The organism is uncultured Polaribacter sp., from assembly GCF_947501385.1.
Taxonomy (GTDB): Bacteria; Bacteroidota; Bacteroidia; order Flavobacteriales; family Flavobacteriaceae; genus Polaribacter.
This window is the reverse complement of sequence record NZ_CANMVP010000002.1, coordinates 41,031-59,849: the sequence shown is the minus strand read 5'-3', so window position 1 is coordinate 59,849 and position 18,819 is coordinate 41,031. Positions and strand designations below refer to the sequence as shown.

At 31.8% G+C, this 18,819-nt stretch carries 15 protein-coding genes; 6 read left to right on the top strand and 9 right to left on the bottom strand.

Features of this window, described 5'->3' with window-relative positions; translation table 11 throughout:
• Positions 1-32: 32 nt before the first annotated feature.
• The 6 genes from Q0998_RS01720 to Q0998_RS01695 all read right to left on the bottom strand — a co-directional run bounded on the left by Q0998_RS01720 (position 33) and on the right by Q0998_RS01695 (position 7,247).
• A complete protein-coding gene (locus tag Q0998_RS01720) occupies positions 33-1,307 on the bottom strand; it encodes an adenylosuccinate synthase (RefSeq protein ID WP_299665330.1) in 1,275 nt (424 codons plus the stop codon).
• Between the two features lie 75 nt (positions 1,308-1,382).
• On the bottom strand, positions 1,383-1,829 hold the full coding sequence (locus Q0998_RS01715; protein WP_299665328.1) for a Fur family transcriptional regulator: 447 nt from the start codon (positions 1,827-1,829) through the stop codon (positions 1,383-1,385).
• 72 nt (positions 1,830-1,901) lie between these two features.
• The gene (locus tag Q0998_RS01710) at positions 1,902-4,121 is read right to left on the bottom strand and encodes a RelA/SpoT family protein (protein WP_299665326.1); all 2,220 of its coding nucleotides are present in this window, start codon (positions 4,119-4,121) and stop codon (positions 1,902-1,904) included.
• Positions 4,122-4,379: 258 nt separating this feature from the next.
• Positions 4,380-5,612, bottom strand: coding sequence for a M48 family metallopeptidase (locus tag Q0998_RS01705; protein ID WP_299665324.1), 1,233 nt, complete (start codon positions 5,610-5,612; stop codon positions 4,380-4,382).
• Between the two features lie 90 nt (positions 5,613-5,702).
• Positions 5,703-6,446 (bottom strand): polyphosphate--glucose phosphotransferase, encoded by a 744-nt coding sequence (gene ppgK, locus Q0998_RS01700; protein ID WP_299665322.1) that lies wholly within the window; start codon positions 6,444-6,446, stop codon positions 5,703-5,705.
• Between the two features lie 3 nt (positions 6,447-6,449).
• Positions 6,450-7,247, bottom strand: coding sequence for an RNA methyltransferase (locus Q0998_RS01695; RefSeq protein WP_299665320.1), 798 nt, complete (start codon positions 7,245-7,247; stop codon positions 6,450-6,452).
• A gap of 81 nt (positions 7,248-7,328) precedes the next feature.
• Between Q0998_RS01695 and Q0998_RS01690 the strand changes: the two genes are divergently transcribed.
• Positions 7,329-7,805, top strand: a complete 477-nt coding sequence (locus tag Q0998_RS01690) for a hypothetical protein (protein WP_299665318.1) — start codon at positions 7,329-7,331, stop codon at positions 7,803-7,805.
• 392 nt (positions 7,806-8,197) lie between these two features.
• Here the strand turns inward: Q0998_RS01690 and Q0998_RS01685 are convergent, their stop codons facing one another.
• From Q0998_RS01685 to Q0998_RS01675, 3 genes are all read right to left on the bottom strand, one after another.
• Positions 8,198-9,493 carry an amidohydrolase family protein gene (locus Q0998_RS01685; RefSeq protein WP_299665315.1) on the bottom strand — a complete coding sequence of 432 codons (1,296 nt, stop codon included), beginning with the start codon at positions 9,491-9,493 and terminating at the stop codon, positions 8,198-8,200.
• A 5-nt stretch (positions 9,494-9,498) separates the two neighbouring features.
• Positions 9,499-12,459 (bottom strand): amidohydrolase family protein, encoded by a 2,961-nt coding sequence (locus Q0998_RS01680; protein ID WP_299665313.1) that lies wholly within the window; start codon positions 12,457-12,459, stop codon positions 9,499-9,501.
• A 97-nt stretch (positions 12,460-12,556) separates the two neighbouring features.
• Positions 12,557-13,633 (bottom strand): DUF3810 domain-containing protein, encoded by a 1,077-nt coding sequence (locus Q0998_RS01675; protein ID WP_299665310.1) that lies wholly within the window; start codon positions 13,631-13,633, stop codon positions 12,557-12,559.
• A gap of 212 nt (positions 13,634-13,845) precedes the next feature.
• On the opposite strand from Q0998_RS01675, the gene dnaB reads away from it, so the two are divergent.
• The 5 genes from dnaB (at position 13,846) to Q0998_RS01650 (ending at position 18,795) form a co-directional block, all read left to right on the top strand.
• Positions 13,846-15,363 (top strand): replicative DNA helicase, encoded by a 1,518-nt coding sequence (gene dnaB, locus Q0998_RS01670; RefSeq protein ID WP_299665308.1) that lies wholly within the window; start codon positions 13,846-13,848, stop codon positions 15,361-15,363.
• Positions 15,364-15,751: 388 nt separating this feature from the next.
• Entirely contained in the window at positions 15,752-16,003 is a 252-nt protein-coding gene (locus Q0998_RS01665; protein WP_299665306.1) for a DUF6364 family protein, read from the top strand.
• Positions 16,000-16,413 carry a PIN domain-containing protein gene (locus tag Q0998_RS01660; protein ID WP_299665304.1) on the top strand — a complete coding sequence of 138 codons (414 nt, stop codon included), beginning with the start codon at positions 16,000-16,002 and terminating at the stop codon, positions 16,411-16,413. The genes Q0998_RS01665 and Q0998_RS01660 overlap by 4 nt, the downstream gene beginning before the upstream one ends.
• A gap of 1 nt (position 16,414) precedes the next feature.
• A complete protein-coding gene (locus tag Q0998_RS01655) occupies positions 16,415-17,674 on the top strand; it encodes an asparagine synthetase B (protein WP_299665302.1) in 1,260 nt (419 codons plus the stop codon).
• Between the two features lie 275 nt (positions 17,675-17,949).
• Positions 17,950-18,795: a transketolase gene (locus Q0998_RS01650; protein ID WP_299665301.1), complete on the top strand. Its 846-nt coding sequence runs from the start codon at positions 17,950-17,952 to the stop codon at positions 18,793-18,795.
• Positions 18,796-18,819: the final 24 nt, after the last annotated feature.

Here is an 18,819-nt window from a genome sequence, read left to right as displayed (position 1 = left end):
AAAAGATGCTTTTTTTGAAAGGTATTAAGGTTCTATGCTCTCATAATAGTTTGTTTTCTATCCGGACCAACAGAAACTATTTTTACTGGAACTCCTGTTTCTTTTTCAATAAAAGCCACATAGTCTAATAAATTTTTAGGCAATTGATCTTCAGAAGTCATTTTTGTTAAATCTTCATCCCAACCTTTAAATTCTGAATAATTTACAGAAACGTTTTCTGGTTCAATATTATATGGGAAATGAGAAATCTCTTTGTCTTTATAGTTGTAAGAAGTACATATTTTTAAGGTGTCAAATCCAGAAAGTACATCACCTTTCATCATCATTAATTGTGTCACTCCGTTCACATCTACAGCATACTTTAAAGCAACCAAATCTAACCAGCCACAACGTCTTGGTCTTCCAGTAGTTGCGCCAAATTCATGACCTATTTTAGCCATTTCTGCTCCGTCTTTATCAAATAACTCTGTAGGAAACGGGCCAGAACCAACACGGGTAGTGTAGGCTTTAAAAATGCCGAAAACTTCGCCAATTCTATTGGGCGCAACCCCCAAACCTGTACAAGCACCCGCAGCGGTTGTATTAGAAGATGTTACAAAAGGATAGGTTCCAAAATCGATATCTAGTAGAGAACCTTGTGCGCCTTCTGCTAAAATTGTTTTCTTGTCTTTTATGGCTTGGTTTAAAAACTCTTCACTATCAATAAACGCGAGTGTTTTTAATTTATCAATTCCTTTTCTAAATTCTGCTTCTAATTCGTCTAAGTTGTATTCAATTTTAACATCAAAAAACTTTAGCATTTTTATATGCTTTTCTGTTAAAGCATCATATTTTTCTTTCCAGTTTTCTAATTCTAAATCACCAACTCGCATTCCGTTTCTACCAGTCTTGTCCATATAAGTAGGACCAATTCCCTTTAAAGTAGAACCAATTTTTGCTTTTCCTTTAGAGGTTTCTGAAGCTGCATCTAACAATCTATGTGTTGGTAAAATTAAATGTGCTTTTCTAGAAATTAATAATTTAGAAGTATAATCTATTTTATGTTTGTCTAAGTTTTCTAATTCTTTTTTAAAAATAACAGGATCTATGACTACACCATTTCCCACTACATTTAAAGCCGTTTTATGAAAAATTCCTGAAGGAATTGTATGTAAAACATGTTTGTGTCCATCAAAAATTAATGTGTGTCCTGCATTTGGACCACCTTGAAAGCGCGCAATAATATCATAGTTTTTGGTTAAAACATCTACAATTTTACCTTTTCCTTCATCTCCCCATTGCAATCCGAGTAATAAATCTACAGCCATTTTTTAGTCTTAGTTAGCCCCGAAATTTCGGGAGTGTTGTTTGTTGTTTTGTGCAAGCGAGCATGCTCTCTTGTGTTATTTTTTCTTTTTTGTTCCGTAAAAATAAAGTGAATGGTTATGAATGTCAATTTCAAAAATATCTTCAATGGTTTTCTTTATAATTTGAATTCTAGGATCACAAAATTCTTTTACATCTCCAGAGTCTGTAAAAATTACATGATCGTGGTTTTTATCGAAGTAACTTTTTTCATACCGCGCCATAGATTGTCCTTCAAATTGATGTTTTCTAACCAAACCACAATTTAAAAGAATATCTATCGTATTATACAGCGTAGCTCTACTAACTCTGTAATTTTTATTTTTCATTTTGATATATAATGACTCGATATCAAAATGCTCATCTGCATCATATATTTCTTGAAGAATAGCATAACGTTCAGGAGTTTTCCTGTGTTTGTTTTCTTCTAAATATGTTGTAAATACTTTTTTTACTACTTCTTGATTTTCAAGAGAATTACTCATTTTCTTAAAATTTTACGAAAGAACAAATTTACAGTTATTTCTGAATAAATTACTTTTTTTTAATGATGATATTTACAAAGTATTAACACGTTCTACATTTTTTACGCCTTCTAATTTTTGAATACTACGTATCATTTTACTAAGTTGTGCACTATTTTTAACACTTATGCTCAGTTTACCATCAAAAACACCTTCATCTCCTGTAATATTGATACTGTGAATAAAAACATCCATATTATTAGAAATTATTCGTGTTAAGTTGTTAACAATTCCTTTATGATCTACACCACTAATGTGCAAAATAGCTTTAAAGTCTTGTTTGGTAGAATCGATCCACTTGGCAAGCATAATTCTATAGGCATAGTTAGATTGAAGCGAGATTGCATTCGGACAATTCTTTTTATGCACTTTTATACCTTCATTAATGGTTAAAAAACCAAAAACAGCATCTCCTGGAATGGGATTGCAACATTTAGAAAGTTTGTAATCTAATTTTTCTTCTTCTTTCCCAAAAACAAGTGCATCATATTTACTGGTTACCTCATCACTATCAACAAGATCTTTTGAGGATGTAGATCTTCTTAATTTGGTTTTAAAGAAATTTAAAATGGTACTATTTCTTTGCGCAACAAACGCTTTTAATTTTGTATTGTCTATAGCGCCATTTCCAATCCTAAAAAATAAATCGAAACTTGTTCTTAATTGAAAGTAATTGACAAGTTCATTGGTCGTTTTCTCATTAAAAGGAATTTTTAAATGACGTAATTTTCTCATTAAAATGGCTTTTCCCTCTTCAGCAATTTTCTTTTCTTCGTCTTTTAAAGCTGCTCTAATTTTCGTCTTAGCTCTTGCTGTAATTACAAAATCTAACCATCTTGCATTTGGTTTGTTTGTAGCACTTGTAATGACTTCTATCTGATCTCCACTTTTTAACGTATGACTTAAAGGAACCAATTTACCGTTTACTTTTGCGCCTCTACATTTTAAACCAATATCTGTGTGTATTGAAAATGCGAAATCTAAGGCAGAAGCATCTTTTGGCAAAGATTTTAAATCTCCTTTGGGTGTAAACACATAAATTTCTTTCGAATATAAATTCAATTTAAATTCTTCAACAAAATCTACAGCATTTAAACTTTGATTTTCTAAAGATTCTTTTAGTTTATTTAACCAAGCTTCTAAACCACTTTCATTAGTATCTCCTTGTTTGTATTTAAAATGTGCAGCATAGCCTTTTTCTGCAATTTCATTCATTCTACTAGAGCGAATCTGAACTTCTACCCATTGTGCATCTGGCCCAACAACGGTAATGTGTAAAGCTTCATACCCTGTAGTTTTAGGTTGCGAAATCCAATCTCTTAATCTTGATGGATTTGGTTTGAAGTAATCTGTTACAATCGAATAAATTTTCCAAGCTTCAAATTTTTCATCTGCAGTAATTGGTGTGAAAATAATACGAATGGCATACTTGTCATACACTTCATCAAAAGTTACATTCTGACTCCTCATTTTTTTCCGAATGGAATAAATAGATTTAAAGCGTCCTTTTATTTCATAAGTAAAACTCTCTTGATCTAGTCCTTTTTTTAAGGTTTCTGTAAATGTTTCTAAATATTTTTGTTGCTCTTCTTTACTTTCTTTTATTTTAGTTACAATATCTTTAAAGACTTCGGGTTCTGTATATTTTAAGCCCAAATCTTCCAATTCTGCTTTGATATTGTACAGTCCTAATCTATGGGCTAAAGGTGCATAAATGTAAAGTGTTTCTGAAGCTATTTTTACTTGCTTGTAGGCAGGCATTGCATCCATCGTTTGCATGTTGTGCAATCTGTCGGCAATTTTTATTAAAATAACTCTTACATCATCATTTAATGTTAAGAGCATTTTTCTAAAATTCTCGGCTTGTATAGATGCGTCTTGCTCTTTATTTAAACGAGAAATTTTTGTGAGTCCGTTTACTATTCTAGCAATGGTTTCACCAAACAATTGTTCTATATCATTTGTGGTATATTTTGTATCTTCAACAACATCATGCAATAGCGCAGCAGCAATAGAAGTTGCGCCTAGACCAATTTCCATAGCCACAATTTTTGCCACCGCTATTGGGTGAAAAATATAGGGTTCGCCTGTTTTTCTGCGTTGTTCAGAATGTGCATCTACAGCAATTTCAAAAGCCTTTCTTATCAGTTCTTTGTCTTCTTTAGACAAAATTTCATAAGTACCTTTTAATAGATCTTTATATCTTTTGGCAATTTCTTTATTTTCTTCTTCTATGGTGGCTTTGTATTCCATAAATAACTTTAGAGATCTGTATTAAATTCTAAAGTGAATTTAGGAATAAGAATTTTAACAAACAAGGAAATAAAGAATTTTTGTAGGGCAGAATTCTACTTTGTTGCCAAAGAATTTGATACTAATTTTAGCTACGAATTCACGAATTTTTTTTCATTCATAAAAAATGATATACTACAAAATGCTATTATTTAGATTCCCGTTTTCACAGGAATGACAATTTTAAAGGAAGCATTTAGGCAAGCCTAACTTTTTTAATTAAGCATCTAAATTTTTGACTCTTTTTAATAAAGTGGGATGCGAGTAATGCATAAAAACATAGGCAGGATGTGGTGTTAAATTACTCAAACTATTTTTAGATAATTTTTTGAGTGAAGTAATTAATGGTTTTGCAGCAAAGGTTTCTTTGGCAAAATTATCTGCTTGGTATTCAAACTTTCTTGAAACGTAATTCATAAACAAACCTGTAATTTCAGAAATTGGCGAATATAAAATTCCGAAAGCAATTAAACCAATATGAAAACTTGGTGTTGCAACGCCTAAAGCTTCAGAAAATATTGGCGCATTGATAAAAAACGATAAAATATACAGTGTAAAACCTGTAAGCAGGATGGAAGTAATCAAGTTAAAAATAATGTGTTTTCTTTTATAATGACCTACTTCATGTGCCAAAACAGCTACAATTTCGTCAGTTTCTAAATCATTGATCAATGTATCAAATAAGGTGATTCTTTTCTGAGCACCAAAACCAGAGAAATAAGCATTTGCTTTTGTAGAACGTTTAGAACCGTCAATCACAAAAATATTATTTAGTTTAAAACCGACTTTTTGTGCATACTTTTCAATTGCAAATTTTAATTCACCATCTTCTAACGGAGTTTGCTTGTTGAATAATGGCACAATTAACTTTGCATAAAACAGATTCATAAATAATGAAAAAACTGCGACCAAAACCCAAGCATAGATCCAAAAATCGGCTCCTGTTTGCTCGTAAAACCAAATGATAATTGCTAAAACTACGCCACCAATAAGAGCGGTCATTAATAAACCTTTTAATTTGTCTAACCAAAACGTTTTTTTTGTGGATTTGTTAAAACCAAATTTTTCTTCAATTACAAATGTTTTGTAGTAAGAGAAAGGAATTGTTAAAATATCTGAGCCCAACATAATAATTCCGAAGAAAATTAAAGCCACCAAAATAGAATTATCTGTAAAACTTCTGGAAATATCATCTACATATTTAAAGCCATCTGAAAAGAAAAAAACAAGGGTGAGCACAAATGAAAAAGTACCTGTAATATTAGAAAATTTCTCGTTTGTTTTTTTGTAAGCTTGAGACTTCTTGTATTCCTCTGCATCATAAACGTCTGCTAATGCTGCGGGAATTTTATCATCAAAATGTTTTGCATTTAAGGTGTCTAAAATTTTATCAATCATAAAACTGATGACTAAAATTGCGATTAAGATATAGAATAAAGTATTTGAGTTCATTTAGTTTGCTAGGTTCTGTTTACTTCTAATTTCGAAATTACCGATTTTATTATTCCTTTTTTAAGTCAAGTGATAAATTAACATGTAATTTTACTTACTTTTTTTGCTAGCATACATTGCAGCACCAATAATACCAGCATTATTTCTAAATGCAGCAACTTTTACCTCTACATCAGTGGTTAAATATTGTTTGAAATCGTCATGTTTTTTGCTAATTCCACCGCCCAAAATAATTACATTGGGTGTGTACACAATTCTAATATATTCTAGCAAAGCATCAAATCTTTTTGCCCAACTTTCTAACGTCAGGTTTTCTTTTTTCCTCACAGAATCTGCTGTGTAAAATTCAATGATTTTACCATTGGTGTGTAGCATTTTACCAATTTCTACATTCGGAATTAATTTCCCGTTGTAAAAGAGCCCAGAACCAATTCCTGTACCAATGGTAATAACAATAACGACTCCTTTTTCATCTTTTGCAGCACCTAAACGAACTTCTGCTAAGCCTGCCAAATCTGCATCATTGCTAACAAAAAAAGGCAATTTACAATGTTTTTTTAAAAGTTTATCTACTTTTATATTCAACCATTTTTCACTTAAATTACCAGAGTGAATGCATTTTCCATCTACAATTGTGGTAGGAAAACTACAACCCACCGCTTTTTTCCAATTAAAGTGAATGACCATTTGTTGCACAACTACTGCAATAGCTTCTGGTGTTGCTGGTTTTGGCGTTGGAATGCGATGTCTTTCTGTTGTCAACTCGCCTGTTTTTGTATTTACAATGGCTCCTTTTATTCCAGAACCTCCAATATCTATGCCTAGTAATTTCATCACTTATATTTTAAAATCTCTTTGTCTTTTTGCTTCAAATAAAACAATAGCTGCTGCTACAGAAACATTCATAGAATCTATTTTTCCTTGCATGGGAATGTGTATGTTTTGTGTTGCATTTTCTCTCCAAACTTCCGTTAAACCAGTAGCTTCTGTACCTACCACAATTGCTGTACTTTCTTTGTAGTTTTCTTGATGATATTCATTTGAGTTTTGTAAGGTAGCTGCATAGATATTTACTTCTTTTTCTTGAAGAAATTCAATAATTTCTTCGGACGTTCCAACGCCAATTTGATTGGTAAAGATACAACCCACACTTGCTCTTATAATATTAGCATTGTATAAATCGCTTTTAGGATTTACAATGAATACAGCATCTATATTTGCAGCATCTGCTGTTCTTAAGAGCGCACCAATATTTCCTGGTTTTTCAATGCCTTCTGCAACTAAGATCAATGGTTTTTCGGTTTTAAATTGAATGTTTTCTAAAGAGAATTTTTTTGATTTGGTAACAGCAATAATCCCTTCCGTAGAACCTCTGTAGGCTAATTTTTGATATACTTCTTTCGAAATTTTAATTCGATTTATATTTTCATTAAAGAGATGCAATATTTCTTGTTCAGAAATAATTTCTTCTAAAAATAGGATGGTGTCAAACTCATAATTTGCATGAATAGCAAGCGTAATTTCTCTTTTTCCTTCAATAATAAAAAGCCCCTTTTTTTTACGTTCTCGAGATTTCTCTTGTAGTTTTAGTATTTCTTTGATGTATGAATTGTGAATACTGGTAATTTCTTTCATAAACGCAAATATACCTAATTATAGGTATTTCAAAAGGTTTCTTTTTTTCTAATCTTTGTTATTCACTTAAAATTTAGTTTTATGAAAACATTAAAATATGTATTGCTAATTCTTTTTTGCGGATTCATAAGTATGTCATTCACTAAGAAAGAAAAAATAAATTTAGAATCAGATTTTATTAAAATTGAGATTCCATTAGAAAATATAAACAATCAAGGTTGGGGTTCTTGGAATACTACAGATTGTTTAGAAGGCTTAGATTTTAGAGTTAGAAATGATGGTTATAATAAGTACGCTAAAAAAACAAGATGGTCTATCGAATTTAGAAACAGGTATAGAGAAAAAATACATTTAAGTTATAAAGCAGTTTCTCCTGGAGAAAAATATGAAATTAAAAAATCTGGAAAAACTACAGATAGAATTCATGTGAATGGAAATAGTGGTACTTACAAAACATATTATCTAGTAAAGTCAAACTCATCCGTTTATGTTTACGTAAATAAGGTAAGAATAGGCGCTAAAGATTACGGGTATGATTATTATAGTTGTGATAAGTAATATACCTAATTATAGGTATTGTAGAAAAACAGATTTATCACAATATTTGTAAGTGTAATAAAAGATTAGTTATTATTTGTTTAGACACATTATTTGAAGAGAAGATTTGTTATGAAAAGAAAATTCTTGATTAACTTTTATTACTGTTAACTATTTTTGATTGAAAAGGCTCGCTATTCCAAAATTTTGGAAGCGAGCCTTTTTTATAACAAAATAAATTAGTGAAACTCAATTTTTAAAAGTTGCGAAGCAATGAATTAAAAATTGCTAGCTGAACTAATCCCGCTTTTTTAGCGGGATCTATGGGTTTTATTCCCCGACGCTCTGCGTCGAAATAAAAATAAATTTCTACTTGATACCTCATACCCTTGGGTCGAGGTTTTTCATTAGATCTATTTTGTTTTGTATTTGTTAGAATAGCGTTTCCAAAGTTCTGTTTGGTGCGTCTCTAAACTAATTTTTCTACCTTGAATAAAAGCAGCTGTTAAAATATTACCCCGCATTTCTAAAGCATCTCCTTCAGAAATAAATAAGGTTGCATCTTTACCCACTTCTAAAGAACCTGTAAAAGTATCAATTCCTAAAACCTTAGCAGTATTTAAAGTGAGTAATTGCAAAGCAACTTCCTTGTCTAAACCATGTGCAGCAAAAGTACCTGCATAAAAAGGCAGATTTCTAGTATTCATACGTTCCATTTGTCCTTCCATTCCTAAACTTACTAAAATACCTTTGTCTATTAGTGTTTTTGCAATTGTATAAGTAGAGTCGTAGGCATCGTCTTCACTATTAGGGTTTCTATGAGGCCTGTCTAGAATAACAGCAACATTATTTTTTACTAATAAATCTGCTACTTTATCAGCACCTTGTCCATGTACAATTACAATATTGTTAATGCCTAATTCTTTAGAAATAGTAATGGCATCTGTAATTTCTTTTTGTCCGCTTACATGAATAAAAAACTTTTTAGAACCATTAAACAAACCTGCTGTAGCTTGATACGGTAAATGCGTTTTTTCTTTATTGCTGGCTAAATAATTTTTAGCATTTCTAAAGTACGATTTTACCTTATCTAAATTCTCACCATATTTAGGATCTGGTTTCAATGCAGGGTCTTCTCCCAACCACCATCTTCCACTAGTAAAACTCCCTGGCCAATTCATGTGAATTCCGTCATCAACTTTAATAGCAGCATCTTCCCAGTTCCAAGCATCTAATTGCACAATAGATGATGTTCCTGAAAGTGTGCCTCCTCTTGGAGTTATTTGTGCCATTAAAACGCCATTTGGTCTCATAGATTCCACTACTTTACTTTCTGCGTTATAAGCGATTAAACTTCTAATATGTGGATTTGTAATTCCAATTTCTCTTTGGTCATCACTTGCTTTTACAGCATCAATTTCTACCAAACCCAAAGTAGAGTTCGCAGCAATAAATCCAGGATATACATGTTTTCCATTTGCATTTATTACATTTCCTGATCTTGCAATTTTAGCCATTGCACTGCCAACAAAGGTAATTTTACCATCATTAAACATAATCAGCGAGTTTTTTATTACTTGCCCGTTTCCTAAATGTGCCGTGGCACCTTCAATAGAAAAAGGAGTACTTTGTTTTTCTGCGGGTGTTTGTTGCGCTAGAATATTTCCTACTAAGAAGAAATAGAGCAAACTATATATTATTTTTTTCATTATTTTTAGTTTTTAAGTTCTTCTAAAGTATCACATTGAAAATTTCTGTCTTTTCTTTTTACGGGTGCTTGTGTTTTGCCACCGTTCATTTTTTCATTTAACATCATGTTCATCAATTTGCTTTTTTCTGCAGTAATTGCAGCTCTTTTTTTGATGTCTTCTTGTCTGTCAAAGAAAACACGACCGTCTACAATTGTTTTTTCTGCTTTTGCATAAATAGACATTGGGTGATGGCTCCATAAAACAACATCTGCATCTTTCCCTTCTTTGATACTTCCTACTTTATCATCGATATGTAATAATTTTGCAGGATTTATAGTGACGGTTTTCCAAGCTTCTAATTCAGACATGCCTCCGTATTTGATGGTTTTTGCTGCTTCTTGATTCAAACGCCTAGACATTTCTCTATCATCAGAATTTATAGCGACAGTTACCCCAGCATTGTGCATAATTGCAGCATTGTAAGGAATGGCATCATTTACTTCATATTTATACGCCCACCAATCTGAGAACGTAGAACCACCAACACCGTGTTCTCTCATTTTATCAGCTACTTTATATCCTTCTAAAATGTGTGTAAATGTGTTGATTCTAAAATTGAATTTCTCTGCAACTTTCATCAACATATTTATTTCAGATTGTACATAAGAATGACAAGATATAAAACGTTCTCCGTTTAAAATTTCAACCAAAGTTTCCATTTCTTCATCTTTTCTATACGGATTTCCACTTTTCTTTAAAACTTCATACTCTTGTGCTCTTGTAAAGTAATCTGTAAACATTTGTTCAACGCCCATTCTTGTCTGCGGAAAACGGGTTCCGTTGGGGCTTCTAGATTGTTTTACATTTTCACCCAAAGCAAATTTTATAAATTTAGGTGAATTGTCATAAATCATATTTGCTGCATTTTCGCCCCATTTTAGTTTGATAATTGCAGAACGCCCACCAATAGGATTTGCAGAACCATGTAAAATCTGTGCAGAAGTTGTTCCACCAGAAAGGTTTCTATAAATATTGATGTCATTAGGATCTACAACATCTTCTATGGTTACTTCTGCGGATGAGTTTTGCGCCCATTCATTTACTGCAGAAGTGGCAATATGTGAATGCTCATCTACGATACCAGCAGTTAAATGTTTGCCAGTGCCGTCAATTTCTGTTGCCCTTCTTGCTTTTAAGTTTTTACCAATTTCAGCAATTTTACCATCTTTTAAAAGAACATCTGTATTTTCTAAAATTCCGGCAACTTCACTGGTCCAAACAGTTGCATTTTTAATTAAAATGGTTTCCGCTTCTGGCAATGTGTAATTTCCAAAACCAAGATTCGGATAGCTTACAGGTACTACAACAATAGCTTCTTCTTTTTTCTTTTTATCTTCTTTTTTCTTGGGATCTTTTTTTACTTTTTTACTAGCAGACCAAGCAGTTTCATTCCCTTGTGTGTCAAAAGCGGTTCCTTGCATTACATTGGAAGCGTTGATGATTTTCCCCATCATTCTAGTATACCCATTATTTTCATTTAAGGTGATAGAAATCCAATCGTCTTTAAAAGAAAATTTAGATTTTACTTTTGCACTATCTAATTTGATTGCTGCCGTTTGTTTAGCTCCTTTACCAGAAATTGTTAAATCGTAGTTTTTATTATTTACATACAACATATAGGTTCCAGTAAGGTCTTTGATATTCATGTCGTTCACGACATTTTTATCACCTTGCACCCAGTTTTCATAAATGGTAGTTTTTGCATCAAATACATCACCAGAAGTGATGATAAAGTTTGCATGACTACCTGTATTTAAGTTTCCAACGGAATTATTACCAATAATAGTCGCAGGAATTGTGGTTAAAGAAGCCAATGCCTTTTTTGTATCAAAACCATACTTAATCGCTTTTTGTAAATTTTTATGAAAAGAAGCAACCGATTTTAGAGAACGTGTGGTCAACGCAAAATTAACACCGTTTTCAGACAAAACCTTTAAATTAGAAGGTTCTTGATTCCATTTACGCATATCTCTTAAAGAGATTTGTTGTGCTAAAAGCGGATTCGAAACATCGTACGCTTTGCTAAAATTAATAGGAATGATAAAGTTTGCATTTGTTCCTTTGATGTCACTAATTCTTTCAAATTCATCTCCAGAACCCACAATTGTATATTGAATTCCGAATTCATCACCTACCTTATCTGCCCTTAGAGCATCTAAAAGATTGCCAGTTTCAAAAATTTGAACTAAATTTTTATTATTATTTAAAGCTTCTAAAGCCAAATCTTTGTTCTTCATATTTCCTTTCGAGTACCAGCTTGCATCGTTATACACTTGACGTAATAAAGCCATAGCGCCCATTCTAGAACCTGGATAGGCTTGTCTTGAGAGGGCACTTTTAGAGAAGGACAAATATTGTGCAGATTCAGTATCTAAGATTCTGTATGCGTCTGAAGAATTAGGATTCAAAGCAATTAGCAACCCATTTCCACGAATAATACCATCTTGCATGTGTGTGTTTACAACGCCAAATCCTGCTTTTATCATTTCTGAAGCTTTCTTTTTATCAAAAGAAAAATCTTTTAAAGGATCTACATCTGGTCTAATATGATCATTCCAATAATAACCTTCACGTGAAGCCGCATATTGTGTAGTTCTAGCATTGCTAGAAGCTCTTTTGGGCTTTGTAATTCCGAAATCGGAATACAAATCTATAAACGAAGGATAAATCGTTTTTCCGGTAAGATCAACTGTTTTTGTGCCAACAGGAATTTTTACTGATTTTCCAGTTGCTACAACTTTACTATCTTTAATGAGTAGAGTTCCCTTTTGAATTATCTTTTCGGGTGTTACATAAATAGTAGCATTTGTAAAAGCTACTAAGGTGTTTTCGGTTGTTTTTACTCCTGCGTCTGTTGGAAAATAATCTTGCGATTGCAAAGAAAAAGCCAATAGTAGCGAGAAGAATAAAAGTAGTTTTCTCATATTAGTTTGAATTAGTTAAGGTTATTAGTTGCTAAATTTAAATAGAAGTGATTTGTAAACTGTTAAATCAAGTTAATTTAACAAATCTTTAAGAAATCTAAATTTCTTTGGAAGTTTCAAAATAAGTGATTAGTAAGTCGACAACGTAATTGTAAGATTGTATTCCTTTGTCTTGATTGTTGGCTTTTAGATAAGCGTTGTATCCCTTTTTTAAAATGGGTTCAAACGGATTTTTATAAGCTTTCCAAAATTGATAACTCGCATTAAAATCTTTTCGAATTCCCTTATTCACCGTTTTCCAGAGTTCTTTTGATAAATTTTTGTCTCTTTTTCTAATTTCAGAAATACAATAGCCAAAAGCCATTCTATAACTTGCATATTTAAAATAAATATCTTCATTATAATTCGCCGCTAAAAAACCAACAAAATTTGCTTCATTTTCGGCTGCAAAACCAATTTGATGCGCCATTTCATGACAAGTTGTTGTTGGATAATTCGTTTTAGGAATTCTGTCATTTACTTGTGCTTCTCCTGTTAATGGATTCAAATATCCCGACGTTCCATTATAGGTTTGTAGCAGACTCATCAAAGAGCTTTTTACAGATTTGTGCTGATATGTTAATTGCGGAAAGTCATTGGATAGCTTGTCATATCCAGCAATTGCCATGTTGTACATTTCTTTTTGATGATATGGATTCTCAACTTTTAAAGTATCGTTTTTAGTAATCTCTAATTGATAGAAATTTAGTTCTTTAACGATGTGTTCTGTTGCTTCCTGTAGTTGTGCTGTGCTATATTTAGAGGGATTGTATCCTAAGTTTTTTGCTAAAGGTTCTCTGTAATAATTCAAACCCCAAAATAGGTAAAAGCAAAAATAAATTATTGATAAAATTGAGACGAAATGAATCATTTTAGGAAGAATATTTCTAAATTTATATTTTATCAATCGATATAAAAAACGAATAAAAATAAATAGAAGAAAAGCAATCAAAAGATCACCAACAGAAAAAGGAATCCAACCCAACAGAATTCTTAAAGATGAAGAAATAGGTGGATAAATTCCGTTTGAATAATAACGTTCAATAAATGCAGAATTTTTAGCAGCCAATTGCACCAAAAGAATTTGAATTGGTAAGAGAACAGCTAATGCAGTATGTAATTTATTAATTTTCAAATAAACATCAATTTTAAATACTCCTTTTTCTTAGTTGAAAAAACAGAAAAGTAAATTTTAATAAAACTTACTTCGTGGGTAAAAATAGCGAATCAATTTAGAAGTTGACTGGTTATTAACAAGATAATAACAATTTAGTTTACAATAAATGTGTACAAATAAAAGTTGTATTTTAGAAACGTTAGTCGAAGTAAAAAATTACATTTGTAATCATGGAAAAAACGAATGCGGTCGCAGGCAAAAAGATAGATAAGAGCAGAATTATTAGCCTTGAAAAAGGTAAAATTCCGCCACAAGCAGTAGAGTTAGAAGAAGCTGTATTGGGTGCAATGATGATCGATAAAAAAGGAATTGATGATGTAATTGACATTTTGAGTTCTGATGCTTTTTACGACTCAAAACACCAAGAAGTCTATGCTGCGATTTATGAATTGTTCCAGAATTCTGAACCTATCGACCTTTTAACCGTTTCTAATTTGTTAAAAAAGAACGGAAAGCTAGAATTTGTTGGTGGGGACTTTTATTTAATTCGTTTGACACAAAAAGTAGCTTCTTCTGCGCATATCGAATTCCACGCAAGAATTATTCTTCAAAAATACATTCAACGTAGATTGATCTCAATTTCAAGTGAAATTATAGAGAATGCTTATGACGAAAGTACAGACGTTTTCGATTTATTAGATGATGCAGAAGGAAAACTGTTTGAAGTAACTCAAGGAAATTTAAAAAAGAGCTCAGAAGATGCAGGTTCTTTGGTAAAACAAGCATTGGCGAAGATTCAAGAAATAGGAAATCAAGAAGGAATGTCTGGTTTACAGACAGGGTTTACCAAATTAGATGCTTTAACTTCGGGTTGGCAACCGTCTGATTTGGTAATTATTGCGGCACGTCCTGGTATGGGAAAAACAGCCTTTGTAATTTCAATGGCAAAAAACATGGCCATCGATTTTAATCATGGTGTTGCTGTATTTTCTTTAGAGATGTCTTCTGTACAGTTGATTACGCGGATGATTTCTTCAGAAACAGGTTTGACTTCAGAAAAACTAAGAAAAGGAAACTTAGAACCTCATGAATGGGAACAATTAAATGTAAAAGTTAAGAAATTATCTGATGCACCTATCTTTATTGATGACACACCATCTTTATCTATTTTTGATTTGCGCGCAAAAGCACGTAGATTGGTATCGCAACACAATGTTAGAATTATAGTAATTGATTATTTACAGTTAATGACAGCGGGTGGAAAAGCAGGAGGAAACCGTGAACAAGAAATCTCTATGATTTCGAGAAACTTAAAAGCACTGGCAAAAGAGTTAGCAGTTCCTGTAATTGCACTTTCTCAATTATCGCGTGCTGTTGAGACGCGTGGAGGATCTAAAAGACCACTATTATCAGATTTACGTGAATCTGGAGCCATTGAGCAAGATGCAGATATTGTAAGTTTTATTTTCCGTCCAGAATATTACGGAATGACAGAATGGGATGATGACGAACACACGCCATGTGAAGGACAAGGAGAATTTATTGTGGCAAAACACAGAAATGGTGGTTTGGATAATATTCGTTTAAAATTTACAGGTCATTTGGCTAAATTCTCTGATTTAGAAGAAGGTTTTAGTTCAGAATTCCAATCTTCTATGAATGCAGATTTCCCAGATGATGTTTTTCCAGACCAAAGAATTGAGCCTAAAGATGCTTTTGGTGGAGACGATGAAAACTTACCTTTTTAATTATGAATAAAAAACTAATTGAAAATTTAGAAGATTTACAATTACTTCTCACTTCTTTTAGAAAACCAATTAAAAAAGAAATTTTTATTTATGCTTAATCAATATGGTATAAATTATTTATCTCAATTCCCAGATTTAGAAGGATTATCAAAACATTTAAATTAGTTTTTTGAAAATAAGAGCTATTTTAATTATAATAGTTAAGACATACTATAAATAGAGTTTTGAAAAAACTCCTAAATATTAAGATTCCTTTTCATTTCACACTCAATTTAGACATCATTTATTTATGTTCCAATAACCTAACTGTATAAAAAATAGTTAAAACTAAATAGCAAATTCATTTGCACGTAAAAATTTATTATATTTGTACGTATAATTAATTATTATGGATTCAAAACTCACATTGAAGTTAGACAAAACTGTTATTGAACAGGCAAAAGAATATGCAAAAGAGCATCAAACAAGTTTATCTCGTTTGATTGAAAGTTATTTAGCGCTTTTAACTTCTAAAGAAAAAAAAGAGGACGAATTTGAAATTTCACCTTTTGTAAAAAGTATTTCTACAGGAGTTAGTATTTCAAATGATATTGATATTAAAAAAGAGTATGGAGATTACTTGATAAAAAAATATAAATGAAAAAACGTATATTTCTAGATACTAATGTAATGTTAGATTTTTTAGGAGAAAGGTTACCTTTTTATATTTCTGCCGCAAAAATATTGTCGCTTTCTGATAAAAACCAATATACTTTAATTGTGTCACCAATTTCTTATGCTACTGTTAGCTATTTCTTAACAAAATCTGAAGGTTCAAAAGTTGCTATTCAAAAATTACGAAAATTTAAAGTAATTACAGAGGTTTGCATTATAAATGAACAAACTATTGAAAAAGGATTGAATTCAGATTTTACTGATTTTGAAGATGCACTTCAATTTTACAATGCAATAGATTCTAATTGTGATATTATAATTACAAGAAATAGTAAAGATTTTAAAAAATCTACAATTCCAGTATTATCTCCAGATGAATTTTTAAATACCTTATAATTTGAAAAAACTCCTTACCATAGTAACATTCCTTTTTATTTCAAACTCAATTTGGGCATCCTTTATATATGTTCCGATGAGTAATGATAATCAGAAAAACCATTTGAAAGCATACGGAATTGTTTATTTCTCTTTAGAAGCGGGTTTAAAATCGAAATGGTTATTAAATTACGATGGAGGCGCATTTTTAATTGAAAACAATAGAATTGTAGAAAATGAATGTAAAATTCGTGGTGTTTCGTACCAAATAATTTCAGATGCAAAATCGCAATTGATATTGCAAGAAATTGCGGCACCATCTTCAAATCAAGATGCGGTAACTTTAGAAAAAGCACCAAAAATTGCGGTGTATTCGCCAAAAGACAAAATGCCTTGGGACGATGCTGTAACCATGGTGTTAACCTATGCAGAAATTCCGTTTGATGTTATTTATGACAAAGAAGTTTTAGAAGATAAATTATTAATTTACGAATGGTTGCATTTGCATCATGAAGATTTTACAGGACAATTCGGACGTTTCTATGGGGCGTTTAGAACTGCACCTTGGTACATTAAAGGCAAACAAAGAGCAGAAAAATTAGCAACAGAATTGGGTTATTCGAAAGTTTCACAAGAAAAATTAGCGGTTGCAAAAAAGATTAGAGATTATGTTGTTGGTGGCGGTTTTATGTTTGCGATGTGTTCTGCAACCGATAGTTTTGACATTGCATTGTCTGCAGAAGGAGTAGATATTGCAGAAGCAATGTTTGACGGAGATGCATCCACACCCAATTATCAATCTAAAATAAATTATAACAAAACGTTCGCATTTAAAAATTATCAATTGATTAGAAGTCCAACAACTTATGAATTTTCAACAATTGACATGACTCGAAAGAGAAAAATTCCAAAAACATCCGATTATTTTTCATTGGTAGAATTTTCCGCAAAATGGGATCCTGTTCCTAGCATGTTAACGCAAAATCATACTACTATCGTAAAAGGATTTATGGGGCAAACCACTTCGTTCGATAGAAATACAGTAAAAAGTAACGTTTTAGTGTTAGGTGAAAATAAAGTAAATAGAGAAGCACGTTATATTCACGGAACCAAAGGAAAAGGAATGTTTACTTTTTATGGCGGTCACGATCCTGAAGATTATACACACAGGGTTGGCGATCCAAAAACGGAATTAGATTTGCATCCAACATCACCAGGATATCGTTTAATTTTGAATAATGTATTGTTTCCCGCAGCTAAAAAGAAGAAGCAAAAAACGTAAATGTTTGAATGACAATGATTTCACAGATTAGCTATAATTTTGTAAAAAAAATCTGTGAATTTTATTCTGTGAAATATTTGAAAGCTATTTTTAAATCAAAGAGTAATCAGGATTTTTATCCGTGTTAATTTTCGAAATTAGTTTCCAATAAAATTAGAAACTATTCATCTTTTCTATTCAGTTTTTTTGTTAATAAATCTTCAATAAATAAATTTTAAAGCGAATACAAATCCAATCACTTTTGTATTTTTGTTCGCAACAAATTATAACTAAAAATGTCAACAACACAACAATTACAAGATTTTACGCAACAAGTTCGTAGAGATATTTTACGCATGGTTCATAAAGTAAATTCTGGTCATCCAGGAGGTTCTTTAGGATGTGCAGAGTTTATTACTTGTTTATATCAAGAAGTAATGGAATATGATACAGATTTTTCTATGGATGGAAAAAATGAAGATCTCTTCTTTTTATCAAACGGACATATTTCTCCAGTTTTTTACAGTGTTTTGGCACATAGTGGCTTTTTTCCTGTGGAAGAATTAGCAACTTTTAGATTGTTAGACTCTAGGTTACAAGGACACCCAACTACGCACGAAGGTTTGCCTGGTGTAAGAATTGCATCTGGTTCTTTAGGCCAAGGAATGTCTGTTGCTTTGGGTGCTGCCCAAGCAAAAAAATTAAATGGAGATGCTAAAATTGTGTATACATTACATGGTGATGGTGAATTGCAAGAGGGTCAGAACTGGGAAGCAATTATGTACGCATCAGCAAAAAAAGTAGACAATATTATTTGTACCATAGATGTAAATGAAAAACAAATTGATGGAGCCACGGATGATGTTTTACCAATGGGAAGTATCAAAGCAAAATTTGAAGCTTTTGATTGGGATGTTTTAGATGTTGAAAAAGGAAATGATATTGAAGCTGTTTTGGCAGGTTTATCTGAAGCAAAATCAAGAACAGGAAAAGGAAAACCAGTTTGTATCTTACTACATACAGAAATGGGAAATGGTGTTGATTTTATGATGCATACACACGCATGGCATGGAAAAGCACCAAATGAGGAGCAGTTAGAAAGTGCTTTAGCTCAAAACCCAGCCACTTTAGGAGATTATTAATAGCCCATCCTTCCCGAAACTTCG

Excerpts from the sequence above, each read along its gene's own strand:
- Q0998_RS01720 (WP_299665330.1), bottom strand. The coding sequence starts at position 1,307 with ATGGCTGTAGATTTATTACTCGGATTGCAATGGGGAGATGAAGGAAAA.
- Q0998_RS01715 (WP_299665328.1), bottom strand. The coding sequence starts at position 1,829 with ATGAGTAATTCTCTTGAAAATCAAGAAGTAGTAAAAAAAGTATTTACA.
- Q0998_RS01710 (WP_299665326.1), bottom strand. The coding sequence starts at position 4,121 with ATGGAATACAAAGCCACCATAGAAGAAGAAAATAAAGAAATTGCCAAA.
- Q0998_RS01705 (WP_299665324.1), bottom strand. The coding sequence starts at position 5,612 with ATGAACTCAAATACTTTATTCTATATCTTAATCGCAATTTTAGTCATC.
- ppgK (WP_299665322.1), bottom strand. The coding sequence starts at position 6,446 with ATGAAATTACTAGGCATAGATATTGGAGGTTCTGGAATAAAAGGAGCC.
- Q0998_RS01695 (WP_299665320.1), bottom strand. The coding sequence starts at position 7,247 with ATGAAAGAAATTACCAGTATTCACAATTCATACATCAAAGAAATACTA.
- Q0998_RS01690 (WP_299665318.1), top strand. The coding sequence starts at position 7,329 with ATGAAAACATTAAAATATGTATTGCTAATTCTTTTTTGCGGATTCATA.
- Q0998_RS01685 (WP_299665315.1), bottom strand. The coding sequence starts at position 9,493 with ATGAAAAAAATAATATATAGTTTGCTCTATTTCTTCTTAGTAGGAAAT.
- Q0998_RS01680 (WP_299665313.1), bottom strand. The coding sequence starts at position 12,459 with ATGAGAAAACTACTTTTATTCTTCTCGCTACTATTGGCTTTTTCTTTG.
- dnaB (WP_299665308.1), top strand. The coding sequence starts at position 13,846 with ATGGAAAAAACGAATGCGGTCGCAGGCAAAAAGATAGATAAGAGCAGA.
- Q0998_RS01665 (WP_299665306.1), top strand. The coding sequence starts at position 15,752 with ATGGATTCAAAACTCACATTGAAGTTAGACAAAACTGTTATTGAACAG.
- Q0998_RS01660 (WP_299665304.1), top strand. The coding sequence starts at position 16,000 with ATGAAAAAACGTATATTTCTAGATACTAATGTAATGTTAGATTTTTTA.
- Q0998_RS01650 (WP_299665301.1), top strand. The coding sequence starts at position 17,950 with ATGTCAACAACACAACAATTACAAGATTTTACGCAACAAGTTCGTAGA.